Genomic DNA, 15,174 nt, shown 5'->3' with positions numbered 1-15,174 from the left:
GAGCTGTGACGTGCCGCAGTCGCTTTATTGCATAAACCGCCCTGCAGAATGCATATTTTGGCGGGGCGGTTGCTTTTTACCCGCAGGTACCCCCCAGGGGCGGCGTGCAAATTCCGGAGAATTCAGCATTCCGGAGTCCACGAGTATGGGAGCGGGTGCACAAAACTGCGCTGAAAGCCCTGATTCTGAGCTCCCAACGCCTCAAGAGCCGCTCGTTTTTACAAGATGCGGCCCATGGCGCCTGCCTTTCGCCCAAAATTCAGTATGCAGGCACCCTCGGCTGCTGAAAACTCCCAAAAATGCACGGCGCCTCCTGCCCTAGGCACCCGCAGCAAGAAGTCGAATAGCCTCGGCGAGCATGTAAACGCAGGGCCCTCCGACCCCGACCGACGATTTCGATTGGCGACCTTTGACGGAGTCAAGGGAGGAGCCAAATCGAAATACGTCGGGCGGGGTCGGAGGGCCCGATGGGATGGATTTCGGCCGAGGCTATTCGTCGCCGAAGCTGATGCCCAGCGCCTTGGCCTCGCGTACCAGGTCGCTCTGGGGATCGACAAACTTGAGCTTGCCGGCGACCTCCTCGAGCGGCATGTGGCACATCTTGCCGTCACGCAGGGCAATCATGTAGCCAAACTCGCCGCGTAGGCAGCCCAGTGCCGCCTCAACGCCGCACTGGGTCGCAAAGATGCGGTCCTGGGCGTCGGGCTGACCGCCGCGCTGCGTGTGGCCGGGGATGGCGACGCGGGTCTCGCGACCGGTCTTGGCCTCGATTTCCTTGGCAATGTCGTAGACAATCGACGGACTCGTGCGCTCGGCGAGCTTCTTCTTGTACTCTTTCTTGGACAGCGCCGCGTCCTCCTTGGAGATAGCGCCCTCGGCGACGGCCACGATCGTAAAGCGGCTGCCGGTCTCCATGCGATGCTCGATGGTCTTGATGACGTTACCCATGTCGTAGGGAATCTCGGGAATCAGGATGACGTCCGCGCCGCCCGCGACGCCGGCGTACAGCGGGATCCAGCCAACCTTGTGGCCCATGATCTCGATAACGAACACGCGGCCGTGACTCGAGGCGGTGGTGTGGATGTCGTCGATGCACTTGGTGGCGACGTCGATGGCGCTCGTAAAGCCAAACGTCATTTCGGTGCCCCAGGTGTCGTTATCGATGGTCTTGGGCAGAGCGATAACGTTGAGGCCCTCTTCGCGCAGGCGGTTGGCAGTCTTGGTGGAGCCGTTGCCGCCCAGCATAAACAGGCAGTCGAGTTGCAGCTTGTGATAGGTGTGGACCATCGCAGGCACCTTCTCGACACCGTCGGCCTCGGGAATGTCCAGGCGCTTGAACGGCGTGCGGCTCGTGCCCAAAATGGTGCCGCCGCGGGTAAGGATGCCGCTAAAATCGGCGGGCGTCATGACGCGGAACCTGCTGTAGATAAGGCCCTGGTAGCCGTCCTCAAAACCATAGATCTCGATAGGTTCTTCGCTATTGGTCATAAGCGTTTTGACGATGCCGCGCATGGTGGCGTTGAGCGCCTGACAGTCGCCGCCGCTGGTAAGAAGACCGATCCTAAGCATGATGAATCCTTCCGGGCAAGTTATAACATGCGCATAAGTTTACCCCCGCACACTGTTGATACGGGGGTAAAACGTGTTAGCTCAAACGTATAGAAATGTAAACAACGTCAGGCGAGCGGAAGGTCGACGGGCCTGGCTCCTTACAGTGCGAAGGCGTCGACGTCGCCCCAGTGGCGGCGCAGCGTAATAGCGGCGGCGGGTTCGGTATTGTCAAAGACGACCGACCATTGCGTATTGCTGGTGATGTCTTCCGGATTGGGCTCTTGCGCTGCGGCGCGCAGGGCTTCCCAGGCAATCGTTTCGTCCTGGGCACCGACATGGGCGTCAAGGACATCGGCGATTGCGATGGCGCGCTCTTTACCATGGCCCAGTTCGCCGTTCTTTTGGTTGGGCAGCACTTCGTCGCCATAGCAGGGGTAGAAGTTCGTAACCTGGCGTACAGGAGTCGCTTTGAAAGCGCGGTCCGGATCGTGCGGATCCCACTCTACTACGCGCGCGTCACCGGTGGCGTCGTTGATAAAGAAGTGATAATCGCGTCCTGCCATGGCGTGCATATCGTAGGCGGAAAGCAGGTCGACAGCTTCTTGTGTGGTGGCGGCACGGTCGAGTACCAGACGGATGGCGAGCGAGGTATTGATGACAGGGCGTTGCGTGTCCTGGTCACAGGGCTTGGAATCCAGGGTGAGTACGGCAACGGACACGCCGCATTCGTTAATACCGTCGAGCTGGGCAAACGGACCCATGAGTGCGGCGGCGCGTCCGGCGATGGAGTCAAGCGGAGTGTTATCGCCCAGGTTGTTAAGGGCGGCAAACCCGATGGAGGCATAGCCGCCGCGTGGGTGATTGCGCACCAGCAGCGCCGAGGTGTCGTCCTTAAAGTCGTAATTGCGACCGGTGCGCACGCGGCCTTCGGCATCTACGGCGACAAAAGCGCTGCAGGCAAACTGGGGAGCCTGGACATGTGCCGGCACACCGGGCAGCACCTGCGCCACCACGGCATCGATGTAGGCCTGGTCGTCGCGCACGCCAGCGGCGATGATGCGATCAAGATCGTAGTCGTAGGCGATGTCGATTGCGTACAGGTCATAGCCATCCGCGTAGCCGGTCAAGCGTTTGAGCGACGCGGCGGACTTGATTTGCTTGCGGTAAACGATACCGGTGGCAGCGGCAAGGCCGACGGCGACTCCCGCGACACCGCAGGCGATGGCAATGTTACGTGGCTTCATGACGGCTCCTCTCGTCCTGTTAGCGTAATTATCGCAAAAGGAGCGCGGGCATGATGGCTCAACCTAGTGAGCGGCATGGGATTAAACATGGAATGAAGAGTGCGGCGCTGGCGTGGCGGGGTATGCTGGAGGGGACCATCAACCCAGCGAAAGGGGAGAGCATGACGGATCAGGAAACGCCCGAGCGCGCGCATGTGACGGCCGACGATATCGAGGCCGCCAACGACCTTATCGACTTTATCGAGGCGTGCCCCAGCATGTTCCATACGGCGGCGACCATTATGGCCGAGCTCGACGAGGCGGGTTTTACCTACCTGCCCGAGAATGCGGCGTGGGACATCGAGCCGGGCGGGCGTTATTACACGCAGCGCAACACCTCGAGCGTTATCGCCTTTAAGGTGGGCGAGGACCTGGCCGCGACGTGGGGCGAGGACGGCGTTGCCGGCGACTATCATTTTCAGCTCACGGCGTCGCACAGCGATTCTCCGACGTTTAAGGTCAAGGCCGTGCCCGAGCTCGACGGCGCGGGCGAGACGCTGCGCCTGAACACCGAGGCCTACGGCGGCATGATCGACTACACCTGGTTCGATCGCCCGTTGGCGCTGGCTGGACGCGTGCTGGTGCGCGAGGGCGACCGTATTGAGAGCCGCCTGCTTGCCACCGAGCGCGAGGTCGCTATCATTCCGAGCCTTGCTATCCATATGAACCGTGGCGTCAATGAGGGCTTTGCACCCAACCGCGCTGTCGACCTGTGCCCGCTCATCAGCGCCGGCGAGCTTAAGCAGGGCGACTTTGATGCTCTGATCGCCGACGAACTGGACGTCGAGCCCGAGCAGATTTTGGGCCGCGATCTGTTTCTGGTCAATCGTCAGGACGCGCGCATTTGGGGCTGGGCCGACGAGTTTATCTCGACGCCCAAGCTCGACGACCTAGCCTGTGCCTACACCTCGCTGCAGGCATTTTTGAGTGCCGAGAATGCGCATGACATCTCGGTCTTTTGCTGCTTCGACAACGAGGAGGTTGGCTCCGAGACCAAGCAGGGCGCCATGTCGACGTTCTTGGCCGATGCGTTGCGTCGCATTAACGGGTCGCTGGGCTTTGATGACGAATCGTATCACCGCGCGCTTGCCGCCTCGATGCTCGTGAGCTGCGACAACGCGCACGCCGTGCATCCCAACCACGCCGAGAAGTGCGATGCCTACAACCAGGTCGTGCTCAACGGCGGTATCGTCATCAAGGAAGCCGCCAACCAGCACTACTGCACCGATGCCTTTAGCCGCGCAGTGTTCCAGGCCATCTGCGATGACGCAGACGTGCCCACGCAAGCCTTTGCCAACAAGAGCGATATGGCGGGTGGCTCCACGCTCGGCAATCTGTCCAATATGCAGGCGAGTATGCACGCCGTGGACGTGGGCCTGCCGCAGCTGGCCATGCACTCGAGCTACGAGACCGGTGGTGTGCGCGACGTGATGTACGCGATTCGTGCCCTCACGGCTTTCTACGAGCGCGACCTAAACATCAACGGTGCCGAAAGTGTGGAGCTCTAAAACCTGCCAAAAAAAGGACGGGTTTATTTTGGCAGGTTTTATCTGGGCAAATGCCGCAATGTCAACGGTAAGACGGAGCTGCTAAGGCTTGCAGATGAAGCCGACGCCAGCGGAACCGCCGCAGGTAGAGCAAAAGTCAGCGAGAGCCCGCCGTTTGAGCCAAGGTGCCGTGAAATGAAAAGGCGCTGACCTTCTGGTCGCGCCTTTGAAATTGAACGGCAGATTGGCCAAACGGCGGGCTCGCAGCGTCGAGGGGTTCCGGCGTTTGGTAAAACGCCGGAACAATCTAATGCTCAATCCAACAACGTAAAGTTTCGCCGGCCTGCAGGTGACGCAGATTCTCCGCGGCGATGTCGACCACGTTATTGAGCGTGGCGGCCAGGTGGAACCAGCCCGAGACATGCGGCGTGATGAGCATGTTGGGTGCATCCCACAGCGGGCTTGTGGCGGGCAGCGGCTCGGGATCGGTGACGTCGACCGCGGCGCCGGCGAGATGTCCCGATTCCAGAGCGGCAACCAGGTCGTCGGCGACCACAAGATCGCCGCGGCCGCCGTTGGCAAAGAACGCGCCCGGTTTCATCGCGGCGAAGAACTCGGCGTTCGCCAGACCGCGGGTCTCGGGCGTGCTGGGCATAAAGGATGCGACGATGTCGGCCTCTGCCAGGCGCTCAGACAGGGCATCCATGCCGTCCATGTCCTCAAACACAATGGGGTAGACGAGCGGATGGCGCTTGATGCCGCGGACATGCGCACCCATGCTGCGGCAGAGCGTGGCAAAGTGGCCGCCGATATCGCCTGCGCCCAGCACCAGCACGTTGGCGTTTTTGAGCGAGGCGACCGGCCCCAAATCCTCCCAGCGATGCTCGCGCTGCAAGTCGTGATAGCCGGGCAGGCGCTTCATCATGGAAAGGACCATGGCAAACATGTGCTCGCTCACGGCCTGACCGTAGGCGCCGATCGAGCAAGACAGCTTGGCTTCAGCCGGCACGGTGCCGGCGGCAAGGTAGTCGTCATAGCCGGCGGTCTGCAATTGTAACAGCTGGAGATGGTCGCATGCCGTGAGCATGTCAGGGTCGATGTTGCCCAGGATCACGTCGGCATCGGCGACCTGTTCGCGCGTGATATCGCCGGCGCTCGTGTAGATAAAATCCTCGCCCGGAGCGCTCGACTCAAGAATTGCACGATGGCGGTCGTTGACGGGCAGCAAAACCAGGATGTTCACAAGCATTCCTCTCCGCTCAACCTGCCAAAAAGGGACAGGTTTATTTTGGCAGGTTTTATCTGGCAAAACGTTCAAATAAAACGCCGGAGGCAAGACGAGCGTGCCCGTCAGCATCTGGCGCATCTACGGCTACCAGCTCAGCAGATCGTAGCCGTCCTCGGTCACCACGAGCTGTACCTCGCACTGGGCCGAGTCGCTGCCGTCCTTGGTGCGCACGCACCACCCATCGCCCTTGCTAATCTTAATGTCGGGTGCTCCGGCGTTGACCATGGGCTCGATAGTAAAGACCATGCCCGGAACCATGATAGTGTCCACGTCGGGCGCCTCGGTGGTAAAGCCCACAAACGGGTCCTCGTGGAACTCCTTGCCAATGCCGTGGCCACCGTACTCGCGCACCACGCTAAAGCCGGCGTCCTCGACCGTCTTTTGTACGGCCTCGGCCATCACGGAGAGCGGCAGCCATGGCTTGACGGCTGCCAGACCCGCCTCCACGCTGGCGCGGGTGACGTCGACCAAGCGCTGGCGCTCGGCCGAGACCTTGCCGATGCAGAACATGCGGCTCGAGTCGCTAAAATAGCCGTCTAAGATCGTTGAGCAGTCCACGTTGATGATGTCGCCCTCGTGCAGTACGTCCGTATCGCAGGGAATGCCGTGGCAGACTACGTCATTGATCGAGGTGCACACGCTCTTGGGGTAGCCCTCGTAGTTGAGGTCGGCCGGCGTTCCACCATGCTCGACGGTGTAGTCGTAGATCATCTGGTCGATCTGGTTGGTGGTCATGCCCGCGGTGATATGCTCACCCACATAATCGAGCACGCCCACGTTGATGGCGGCCGAGCGCTTGATGCCCTCGATATCGGCAGGCGTCTTATAGAGCGTGCGGGGCAGGACGTTCCAGCCCTCTTCCCACAGGCGCTCGAGGCGCCCATCAAAGGAGCTGTGACATTTCTTGTATTTTTTGCCGCTGCCGCACCAGCAAGCGTCGTTGCGGCCGGGTACGGGTCCTTTGTCATACATGGCTAACTTCCTTTCATTCGCAGCTAGTATAGCCCACCCGCAGAGCAGCTAATTTGGGACGGGGCTTTTTTGACTGCTTTTGTCCGCGCGGCCTTGCGCCGCCCATATCGCTCCCAAAAGCAGTCAAAAAAGCCCCGTCCCAAATTAGCTGCTCTTGGGCAGACGGGTGCTAGTAACTCACCTGGCAGGGGGTGCCGAGGGCTTGGACGCGTGCGGCAATCGCGTCGAGCGCCTCGGGAGCCGCTTTAGCAAGGCCGGCGACTGGTGTCTCGCGCGCCACCGTGTAAATGGTTGCTTCTTGTGGACGAATGCGCTCAAGCGCCGCGAGCCAGGGGGCAACGTACTCCTCGCCGGTGTTGTCGATGGGCTTGCCCTGATACTCACCGGTCAAAAAGATCGTCTGGATGATAACGTGACCGTCAAAGCTCGCGAACGTCTCGATCTGGTGCTCGACGTCGTAGGGACCAACGGGCTGGTCGAGCAGCTGGATAAATGCCGGATCGACCGTATCGAGCTTGAGGATGTTGTCGTCGACCATCATGAGCGCATCATGCACCTGGGGCCGGTCGGCGCGCGTGCCGTTGGAAAGCACGGCAATCTTGGTGTTCGGGGCCAACTGGTCGCGAAGCGCGACAGCGCCGGCGATAGCCTGCGGGAACTCCGGTGCGGCGGTGGGCTCGCCGTTGCCGGCAAACGTGATTACATCGGGCGGCTCACCCTCGACTGTCATCTCGCGTAGTTTGGCTTCGAGTGCGTCGAGCACCACGGCAGCCGTGTTGTGTGGCTCGTGGCAGGGGCGTTCGGCGTTGAGTCCGTTTTCGCAGTAAATGCAGTCAAAGGTGCAAATCTTGCCGCTGGCAGGCATCATGTTGACGCCGAGCGAGAGTCCAAGGCGTCGGCTGCGGACGGGCCCAAAGATGGGGCTGGCATTCAAAAACGTAGACATAGGCATATGCTCCTCGGGACAGTTGCACTTAAGCATAGCATTGGCCCCCGTGCCAATCGCGGGTCTGGACACTGTTGTCTAAGCCGAAACTGTGCAGCCTGGTGAGTTTTCGGAACCCTATCATGAAAGGGTGCGAGTCGGGTACAGTAAACGCATTTAAGTATGCGCAACATGGCGCCAGACTGTCCAAGTCGCACCTCGGTGCGGCCTATGGCGTTGACGATAGGATCACAACATGGATTTTACGGTCGAAAATGCGGGCACCACGATTGCCTGCCGCGAGTATGCCGGCCCGGATGTATCGTCCGATGCGCCCGCCTTGGTGTGCGTGCACGGTGCGTGCGTCGACGGCACATTTTTTGACGGCATCGCCCACGAGCTCGCCTGTGGCTATCGCGTCATTGCCTATGACCGCCGTGGTTGCGGCGAGAGCGACGATGCGGCAGACGGGCGCTACGATCTGGCAGTTCAGGCTGCCGACCTGCGAGCTGTTATCCAACATGCCGGCGCCCCGGCAAATGTCCTCGCGCACAGCGCTGGCACGCTCGTTGCCCTTGAGCTCCTTCATGCGGATGCGGCGGCAGTGTCGTCTGCGGTTTTGCATGAGCCGGCCGTGACAGGCGAGGGCGTTGGCTTGGGCGCAGCCCCGGTTTTGCTCGAGATGGTTGCGGCGGGGAAAGTTTCGAGGGCGCTGAGGGTCTTCTTGGGCGCTATTGGAGACCCCGACCCTGAAGCTCCCGGGATAACCAAAGCGGAAGCCAAACATGCTATGCGCAATGGACGTGGCTTTATGGCGAACGAGTATGGACTTGTCATGACGTATGGTCCCGATTGGGATCGAGTTCGCGCATCAAAAACCGTTGCCGCCGTCTGCTTGGGAGAGCTTTCGGCCGATACGTCCCGCGCGGCAGGTGCACGAGCGGCTGCGGAGTTACTGGGCTGCCCCGTTGTAACAATTCCGGGCGCGCATAACGGTCTTCGAGATCGACCGGTCGCAGCCGCCAACGCCGTCCGCGCCATTCTAAGCCGCTGATGCGTCGGTGACTCATACATGAGAATCAATAAACATTGGTGTCCTGCAATAAATCAATCTTGAGCTGCGTGTTCGCAGAGGTAATTGACCCTTCTATTGCTATTAAAAATATTACAACAATTGTGCACCTGCCTGCTCTGCAAGATGTTACTCTAGTAACGTTTAAGGGACGTACCGTTGCCAGGCCAACGACGGAAAAGGCCGTATATGCTCAATAAATATGGGGGTAATCTTACCGACAGCGAGGCCGCCGCCAAGGTCGCCCGTGTCGAGAAGATTTACCCCGTGGTGCGCCTGGTTTCTGCCGAACAGATTAATAACGAGCATAACTGCCTGTTCTTTGGCGATCAGTGCCCTTGCTTGCGTCAGGTTTGTCTCAAGGTGCTCGGGGGTTCCGATGAAGTGTCTGAGCGACTGAAGGGCGACGGTATCGAATACTGTGCTTCCGCGCGTCCCGTGACGGTTGAAGGCGAGCGACGCGTTTTACTTGTGGCACGCCCGGTCAATGAGCAAGAGGTGGCAGATGAGGAGGCGGCCTGCACCGATGTGGTGACGGGCGTTCGCAATCGTCGCTACTTTGATGAAAGACTCCGCACGCACCATGTATCCGGTGGCGTGGCGATCGTTGACCTCGATGATTTTAAGATGGTCAACGACGCTTATGGCCATCGTGTCGGCGATTTGGTGCTTGGCGTCGTCGCGGCCGTTATACGCGATAACATTCACTCGACCGATCTGCTTGTGCGTTATGATTGCGACGAGTTTGTGGTCGTCATGCCCGATATTGCCCCCGATGATTTTGCTCGGCGCTTGCACCATGTGTCGGAGGCCATTCGCTCTGCTGTTGTACCGGGGAATGAGGAGATCGACCTATCGGCCTGTGCGAGCGGCGTTCGTGTGAGCGGTGAGACGATCGAGGAAGGCGTGCATCGCGCAGCCACTCTCTCGAATCGTGCGAAGATCAGACGCGGCACGGTTGTGACGGATGCCGATGCAAGCGAGACGATCAGGAGCCAAAAGCCCCTGGTGCTGATTGCCGACGATTCCAAAGTGAGCCGGTCCATCCTCGGTGAGATGCTCAAGGACGACTATCGCATTCTAGAAGCCGATAGCGGTCGCGCCACGCTCGATGCGGTTGACCGTTATGGTGGCGACCTGTCCCTCGTGCTGCTCGATGTTGTCATGTCGGACATGAGCGGCTGTGAGGTGCTGGCCGAGCTTTCGCGTCAGGCAGCCCTCGATAGCCTACCTGTTATTATGATCTCGAGCGAAGATACCGACGACGTGGTGTTACGTGCTTACGATTTGGGCGCCTCGGACTATATCAGTCGCCCGTTCGATGACCGCATCGTGCGTCGTCGCGTCAACAATATTATTCGACTGTATGCCAAACAGCGTCGTCTGACGAGTCTGCTGTCGCAGCAGTACAATGCGCGCGTCAATAACAGCCGTATACTCGTCGACATCATGGCGAGCGTCATGGAAGTCCGTAATGGCAAAAGCGGCAGGCATGTCACGCATATCGAGAAGTTGACTGAGCTGCTGCTTGGCGACTTGGCGCGACGGAGCGACAAGTACTCTCTTGGCAACGAGGAGCGTTGTTCGATTGCGTTGGCGTCGGCGCTGCACGATATCGGCAAGATGTCGATCGACGATGCGATTCTCAACAAGCCCGGACGTCTGACGCCCGAAGAGTTTGAAATAATGAAGACGCATACTACCATTGGCGCCGACATGCTGCGCAATCTGGGCAGAAACCATGAAGGAAGTGCCCTTTTGGACTATGCGTACCAAATCGCCCGCTGGCATCATGAACGTTGGGATGGTACGGGCTATCCTGACGGTCTTAAGGGCGACGATATCCCCATTGCCGCTCAGGTGGTCTCGGTGGCCGATGTGTACGATGCGTTGACGAGCGTGCGTGTGTACAAGGACGCCATTTCGCAAGAAGAGGCGATTCGGATGATTCTGGACGGTGAGTGCGGCGCTTTCAATCCGCTGCTTATCGAGTGTCTGCTCGAAGTGCGCGATCGCATTGCCGAGACGCTGGAGCGTCCTGCGGACGTTGTCGCGTTCCCTTCGGTTTAGCTAGGCAAAGGGAAGCCCCGTCGGACCATGTGGCCGGCGGGGCGTCCTTATCTGTTGTGCGGTTCGCGAACTAGCGGGCCTGCTTTACCTTGGCCGCCGCCTCGACAAACGACTTCCACAGGTTAAAGTCGGTCTCGAGCGTCTGCCAGGTGTACTCGGGATGCCATTGCACGCCCAGGCAGAAAGGCTGGCCTTCGACTTCGATGCACTCGGGAACGCCGTCGGTTGCCTTGGCGACCAAGCGCGTGCTCTTACCCAGACGCTCGACGCAGCAGTGGTGTGCGGAGTTGGTCTGGATAAGCCTGTGCCCGCCAACCGCGCGCTCCAGAAGCGAGCCCGGCACGACCTCGACGGGATGCACGGGGTCGTTGAGCACGTGGGTATGGCGCCACTGCGTGCGGCCCTCGCGCGCGCCCAGGCTCGGTACGTCCATGCACAGGGTGCCGCCGGTGGCGACATTGAGCAGCTGTGTGCCGCGGCAGGTGGTAAAGAGCGGCTTTTTGGCGCGGAGCACCTCGTCGACCAGCTTAAACTCAAAGCTATCGCGGATCTCGCAGCAGAGGGTGGGGTCGTAGGGTCGATCATCGCCCCAACGTTTGGGATTGACATCGGGGCCGCCGGGAATGGCGATGCCGTCGGCGATATCGACGTAATGACGGATGACCTCAATGTCCTCGGTGATGGACATCTGCAGCGGCAGGCCGCCGGCGGCAAGGATGGCATCGACAAAGACACTGGCGATTTCCTCGTTGGGGGAGAGCGTCTCGCTCAAAAACGGCTTTGCCTCTTCCCAACGCGGCGCGACGAGGATGAGCGGACGGTCGGAGGGGGCAACGTCGACGTGCGGGGTATAGGACGAGGAAGTACGTGTTCCGATCATGGGTGCTGCTTTCGAATCTGAAGGTGACAGGGCGCATGAGAGACGTGGGACAACACTTTCAATGGATTTGTCCCACGGGGTTGCTGGTTAGTGGCCCTTGATGGAGTTGAGGAAGTCCTGGGCGCGCTTGGTCTGGGGGTGGTCGAAGAACTCGTCGGGCGTGCCGGTTTCCACGATTTGGCCGTCGGCCATAAACACGACGCGATCGGCCACGCGGCGGGCAAAGTTCATCTCGTGCGTAATGACGATCATCGTCATGCCCTGCTGGGCCAGACGGACCATGACCTCGAGCACCTCGTTGATCATCTCGGGGTCAAGGGCGCTCGTGGGCTCATCAAAAAGCATGGCCTTGGGTTGCATGGCAAGCGAGCGGGCGATGGCTACGCGCTGCTGCTGGCCGCCCGAGAGCTGTGCGGGCACCTTATCGGCCTGCTCGGCAACGCCCACGCGGCCCAGCAGGTCCATGGCGCGCTCGCGGGCCTCGTCCTTGGAGACGCCCAGCACGTCGACCGGTCCCAGCATGACGTTCTGCAGCACGGTCATATGTGCGAACAGGTTGAACTGCTGAAACACCATGCCCAGCTCGGCACGCATACGGGCAAGGTCCTTGCCTTCCTGCGGCAGGGGCTCGCCTTCGATGAGGATCTCGCCCGAGTCGATGGTTTCCAAGCGGTTGATGGTTCGGCACATGGTCGACTTGCCCGAGCCCGAGGGGCCGATCACGACGACGACCTCGCCGCGGTCGACCGAGAGATTGATGTCGTTGAGGACGTGCAGATCGCCATAGTGCTTATCGACGTGCTTGAGCTCGATCAGCGGCTGATTGCCGGTGGAAGAGGTGCTCTGTGCCATGGTGCTCGGCTCCTTATGACTGGAAATGGTAAAGCGTTAGCGGATGATGGTCGCGCCGGTCTTGTGCGAAACGTAGACAGCGGCCTTGTTGATCGCGACGTTGATGAGGATGTAGATGACCGCGATTACCAGGTAGACCGACACGAGGGCATCGTAGTTGGTAATGAGCACGCGGGCATTTTGCATGAGGTCGGGGTAGCTCACCACGTAGGCGACGGTGGTGTCTTTGACTACGACCACAAGCTGCGAAATCAACGAGGGAATGATAAACCGAATCGCCTGCGGCAGCACGATTTTAAAGGTGATTTTAGCTTTGGAGAGACCGAGCGCTTGGGCTGCCTCGACCTGCCCGCGCGGCACGGCGTTGACGCCCGCGCGAAAGATCTCGGCCAGCACGCCGGCTGCAGCGAGCGCGACGGGGAGCGTGAGCATCCAAAACGACGGTAGCGCAATTTTGTACTGAGGCAGCACCAAAAAGAAGAAGTAGATGAACAGCAGGCTCGGTACGCCGCGGAAGAAATCGGTGAGCACGCGGCAGACCAGCTGCAGCGGCTTAATGTCGCTGGTGCGGCCGAGCATAAGGGCTAGGCCCAACACCAGCGCGATGGCGCCAGCGGTGAGTGCGACTTTAACGGTGCCCTCAAAGCCGGCAAGCAGGAACTTCCAGGTGGTGAGGTGCGTAAAGAAATACCAATAGTGGACCGAAAGCTGACCGGTCACATAAAAGCGCTGCAACACGAGGACGGCGAGCGCGGCGACGGCAACAAGCGAGATAGCGGTGCCGATGCGAATCTTGGCGCGCATCTTGGGGCCGGGAGCCTCGTAAAGCGCATCGCGCATGGTGAGCGCGGAGGTGGAATGCTTGCTCATCGGAGGATCCTCACCTTCTTATCGATGTAGTTGCCGATGTGGCTCACCACAAAGGCCGTGCCCAGGTAGCCGAGCGCCGAGATAAAGAACGCGGCGACGCCGCCGAGCGAGCGCGTGTTGATGTAGCTCACCACGCCGGTGAGCTCCTGCGGTTGAAGCGGTACCTGGCTGCCGAGTGCGGTGGTGAGCATGACGGCGATAAAGAGGTTGGTCATGGGCAGCACGCTCGAGCGCAGCGCTTGTGGAATCACGATCTTGGCGAGGATGCGGCTGAAGCTCATGCCGAGCGAGCGCGCGGCTTCCACCTGGCCGACGCCGACGGTGTTGATGCCGCTCATAAAGTTCTCGGAGCCAAAGGCCGAGCCCAAAAGGACCGTGGCGACGATAACGCAGGTGCGGTAGGGCAGGACGACCTTGAGCGGCGGCAGCGCATAGACGACGATGATAAGCAGCGCGATGCCGGGGATGTTACGGAAGACCTGAACATACAGGTCGCCAAAAATGCGCAGCGGCTTGAGCGGCGACACGCGCATCACGGTGACAGCGACGGCCAGCACCATGGCGATGGCAAACGACTCAAGCGTCATGCCCCAGGTTGCTAGCAGCGCGTCGATATAGTTCTGGCCATAGAGCGACCAGAGCTCGGAGAGACTCATGCGGACCTCCCGCCGATAAGGAAAGGGGCTCCCGTGTGTACGGAAGCCCCGACAACTCAGTGTGGAAACAGTTTAGCGCAATAAAGCGCATCGTGCGTTTCCGTATGGTTTCGTAGCGGCCGTTACTGGGCTCGCTGTCTAGGCGCCGATCTCGGGCAGCTCGGGAACGTTGGTGTCGCCCGTGCGATCGCCGATGCAGATCTGCCACAGCTCGGTCCAGGTGCCATCGTCCTCGATTTTCTTAAGGAAGTCGTTGACAAAGGCGACGCCGTCGGAATCGAGCGGCAGGCCGATGCCGTAGGGCTCTTTGCTGCCGAAGGGCTTGCCGGCGATCTTGTACTTACCGGGCTCGCGGACCAGGGCGCTCTGCTGCATGTTGTTGTCGATGACGTAGGCGTCAACGCGGCCCTGCTGAAGTGCCTGGCGAGCCTCCTCGTCGGTCTTGAACTCCTGCTGGCTGGCCTTGGGGGCGAACTCCTCCAGGATGGCGGGGCCGTTGGAGCCGGACTGGACGGCGACGTTCTTGTCGGCCAGGTCGTCGACGCTCTTGATGTCGTCGTTGTCGGCGAGCACCAGGATAGCCTGCTGGGTGTAGTAGTAGGGACCGGCAAAGGAGACAAGCTTCTTGCGCTCATCGGTAATAGTGTAGGTGGCAAAGACGGCGTCGACCTGGCCGTTCTGCAGGACGGACTCACGCGTGTCCGAGGTCACCTGGGTGATCTCGACCTTGTTCTCGCCCAGAATGTAGTTGGACAGGAGCTGCGCGATGCCGGCGTCGAAGCCACGGGTCTTGCCGTCTTTCTCGTTGAGGAGGGAGAAGAGCGTGGAGGTCTGAACGCCACCGATCTTAAAGACGCCGGCGTCCTTGACGGCCGTGGCCCAGGTGCTGGCGGCGATGGCGTCATCATCGGCCTTGGGGCCGTTGTCGACGAGCTTGTCGAATGCCTTGGCATCGAGCGTGGTGGAAGCCTCGGTGTCCTTGGGGCTCTTGGAGGAGCCGGCGGCGGAACCCTTGTCGGCCTCGGCGCTGGTGTCGGAGCAGCCGGCAAGACCAAGGCCGGCGACGGTTGCAAAGGTGGCGGCGATGAAGCCGCGACGGTCGAAAACGACCTGCTGGGAGAGGTTCTTGCTCATGGTAGAACACCTTTCTCAATAAAATCCCTAGCGGTTGAATAGAGTTATACCCTATCGCGCTCAAATGGGTCAACACGAAATAACTCAGAAACATACTTACCTTATGGGTAATTCTACCTACCAAAAAGGGACAG

General features: G+C 60.2%; 13 protein-coding genes. 3 read left to right on the top strand and 10 right to left on the bottom strand.

Going from position 1 to position 15,174, the window contains the following annotated elements; translation table 11 throughout:
* Positions 1 to 489: 489 nt before the first annotated feature.
* Together ACTQWD_RS04825 and ACTQWD_RS04820 are read right to left on the bottom strand one after the other, a co-directional pair.
* The gene (locus ACTQWD_RS04825; protein ID WP_441559396.1) at positions 490 to 1,569 is read right to left on the bottom strand and encodes a 6-phosphofructokinase; all 1,080 of its coding nucleotides are present in this window, start codon (positions 1,567 to 1,569) and stop codon (positions 490 to 492) included.
* A 140-nt stretch (positions 1,570 to 1,709) separates the two neighbouring features.
* The gene (locus tag ACTQWD_RS04820) at positions 1,710 to 2,795 is read right to left on the bottom strand and encodes a carcinine hydrolase/isopenicillin-N N-acyltransferase family protein (RefSeq protein WP_441032925.1); all 1,086 of its coding nucleotides are present in this window, start codon (positions 2,793 to 2,795) and stop codon (positions 1,710 to 1,712) included.
* 161 nt (positions 2,796 to 2,956) lie between these two features.
* Here ACTQWD_RS04820 and ACTQWD_RS04815 point away from each other — a divergent pair, with 161 nt between their 5' ends.
* Entirely contained in the window at positions 2,957 to 4,342 is a 1,386-nt protein-coding gene (locus tag ACTQWD_RS04815; protein WP_441555070.1) for a M18 family aminopeptidase, read from the top strand.
* Positions 4,343 to 4,628: 286 nt separating this feature from the next.
* On the opposite strand, the gene ACTQWD_RS04810 is transcribed toward ACTQWD_RS04815, so the two are convergent.
* The 3 genes from ACTQWD_RS04810 to ACTQWD_RS04800 form a co-directional block, all read right to left on the bottom strand.
* Positions 4,629 to 5,570: a D-2-hydroxyacid dehydrogenase gene (locus tag ACTQWD_RS04810; RefSeq protein ID WP_441559395.1), complete on the bottom strand. Its 942-nt coding sequence runs from the start codon at positions 5,568 to 5,570 to the stop codon at positions 4,629 to 4,631.
* A 123-nt stretch (positions 5,571 to 5,693) separates the two neighbouring features.
* On the bottom strand, positions 5,694 to 6,581 hold the full coding sequence (map, locus tag ACTQWD_RS04805; RefSeq protein ID WP_441559394.1) for a type I methionyl aminopeptidase: 888 nt from the start codon (positions 6,579 to 6,581) through the stop codon (positions 5,694 to 5,696).
* Between the two features lie 169 nt (positions 6,582 to 6,750).
* The gene (locus tag ACTQWD_RS04800; protein WP_441559393.1) at positions 6,751 to 7,527 is read right to left on the bottom strand and encodes a radical SAM protein; all 777 of its coding nucleotides are present in this window, start codon (positions 7,525 to 7,527) and stop codon (positions 6,751 to 6,753) included.
* 235 nt (positions 7,528 to 7,762) lie between these two features.
* On the opposite strand from ACTQWD_RS04800, the gene ACTQWD_RS04795 reads away from it, so the two are divergent.
* Both ACTQWD_RS04795 and ACTQWD_RS04790 read left to right on the top strand, forming a co-directional pair.
* Complete coding sequence (locus tag ACTQWD_RS04795) at positions 7,763 to 8,560, top strand: alpha/beta fold hydrolase (protein WP_441559392.1); 798 nt, start codon at positions 7,763 to 7,765, stop codon at positions 8,558 to 8,560.
* Between the two features lie 207 nt (positions 8,561 to 8,767).
* Positions 8,768 to 10,648 (top strand): diguanylate cyclase, encoded by a 1,881-nt coding sequence (locus tag ACTQWD_RS04790; protein WP_441559391.1) that lies wholly within the window; start codon positions 8,768 to 8,770, stop codon positions 10,646 to 10,648.
* Positions 10,649 to 10,718: 70 nt separating this feature from the next.
* On the opposite strand, the gene ACTQWD_RS04785 is transcribed toward ACTQWD_RS04790, so the two are convergent.
* The 5 genes from ACTQWD_RS04785 to ACTQWD_RS04765 all read right to left on the bottom strand — a co-directional run bounded on the left by ACTQWD_RS04785 (position 10,719) and on the right by ACTQWD_RS04765 (position 15,040).
* Entirely contained in the window at positions 10,719 to 11,528 is an 810-nt protein-coding gene (locus ACTQWD_RS04785) for a gamma-glutamyl-gamma-aminobutyrate hydrolase family protein (protein WP_427793644.1), read from the bottom strand.
* An 87-nt stretch (positions 11,529 to 11,615) separates the two neighbouring features.
* Complete coding sequence (locus ACTQWD_RS04780) at positions 11,616 to 12,380, bottom strand: amino acid ABC transporter ATP-binding protein (RefSeq protein ID WP_117840240.1); 765 nt, start codon at positions 12,378 to 12,380, stop codon at positions 11,616 to 11,618.
* A gap of 36 nt (positions 12,381 to 12,416) precedes the next feature.
* A complete protein-coding gene (locus tag ACTQWD_RS04775; protein WP_373094275.1) occupies positions 12,417 to 13,250 on the bottom strand; it encodes an amino acid ABC transporter permease in 834 nt (277 codons plus the stop codon).
* On the bottom strand, positions 13,247 to 13,906 hold the full coding sequence (locus tag ACTQWD_RS04770) for an amino acid ABC transporter permease (RefSeq protein WP_154514877.1): 660 nt from the start codon (positions 13,904 to 13,906) through the stop codon (positions 13,247 to 13,249). The genes ACTQWD_RS04775 and ACTQWD_RS04770 overlap by 4 nt, the downstream gene beginning before the upstream one ends.
* Positions 13,907 to 14,044: 138 nt before the next feature.
* Complete coding sequence (locus tag ACTQWD_RS04765) at positions 14,045 to 15,040, bottom strand: glutamate ABC transporter substrate-binding protein (protein ID WP_441559390.1); 996 nt, start codon at positions 15,038 to 15,040, stop codon at positions 14,045 to 14,047.
* Positions 15,041 to 15,174 lie beyond the last annotated feature (134 nt).

Origin of the sequence: Collinsella sp. LCP19S3_B6 (assembly GCF_052121815.1) — a bacterium.
Lineage (GTDB): Bacteria > Actinomycetota > Coriobacteriia > Coriobacteriales > Coriobacteriaceae > Collinsella.
Note: the sequence above shows the minus strand (reverse complement) of the source record. Positions and strands in the feature narration are given on the sequence as shown.

Coding starts and splice junctions, on each gene's coding strand:
- ACTQWD_RS04825 (WP_441559396.1), bottom strand. CDS start 1,569: ATGCTTAGGATCGGTCTTCTTACCAGCGGCGGCGACTGTCAGGCGCTC.
- ACTQWD_RS04820 (WP_441032925.1), bottom strand. CDS start 2,795: ATGAAGCCACGTAACATTGCCATCGCCTGCGGTGTCGCGGGAGTCGCC.
- ACTQWD_RS04815 (WP_441555070.1), top strand. CDS start 2,957: ATGACGGATCAGGAAACGCCCGAGCGCGCGCATGTGACGGCCGACGAT.
- ACTQWD_RS04810 (WP_441559395.1), bottom strand. CDS start 5,570: ATGCTTGTGAACATCCTGGTTTTGCTGCCCGTCAACGACCGCCATCGT.
- map (WP_441559394.1), bottom strand. CDS start 6,581: ATGTATGACAAAGGACCCGTACCCGGCCGCAACGACGCTTGCTGGTGC.
- ACTQWD_RS04800 (WP_441559393.1), bottom strand. CDS start 7,527: ATGTCTACGTTTTTGAATGCCAGCCCCATCTTTGGGCCCGTCCGCAGC.
- ACTQWD_RS04795 (WP_441559392.1), top strand. CDS start 7,763: ATGGATTTTACGGTCGAAAATGCGGGCACCACGATTGCCTGCCGCGAG.
- ACTQWD_RS04790 (WP_441559391.1), top strand. CDS start 8,768: ATGCTCAATAAATATGGGGGTAATCTTACCGACAGCGAGGCCGCCGCC.
- ACTQWD_RS04785 (WP_427793644.1), bottom strand. CDS start 11,528: ATGATCGGAACACGTACTTCCTCGTCCTATACCCCGCACGTCGACGTT.
- ACTQWD_RS04780 (WP_117840240.1), bottom strand. CDS start 12,380: ATGGCACAGAGCACCTCTTCCACCGGCAATCAGCCGCTGATCGAGCTC.
- ACTQWD_RS04775 (WP_373094275.1), bottom strand. CDS start 13,250: ATGAGCAAGCATTCCACCTCCGCGCTCACCATGCGCGATGCGCTTTAC.
- ACTQWD_RS04770 (WP_154514877.1), bottom strand. CDS start 13,906: ATGAGTCTCTCCGAGCTCTGGTCGCTCTATGGCCAGAACTATATCGAC.
- ACTQWD_RS04765 (WP_441559390.1), bottom strand. CDS start 15,040: ATGAGCAAGAACCTCTCCCAGCAGGTCGTTTTCGACCGTCGCGGCTTC.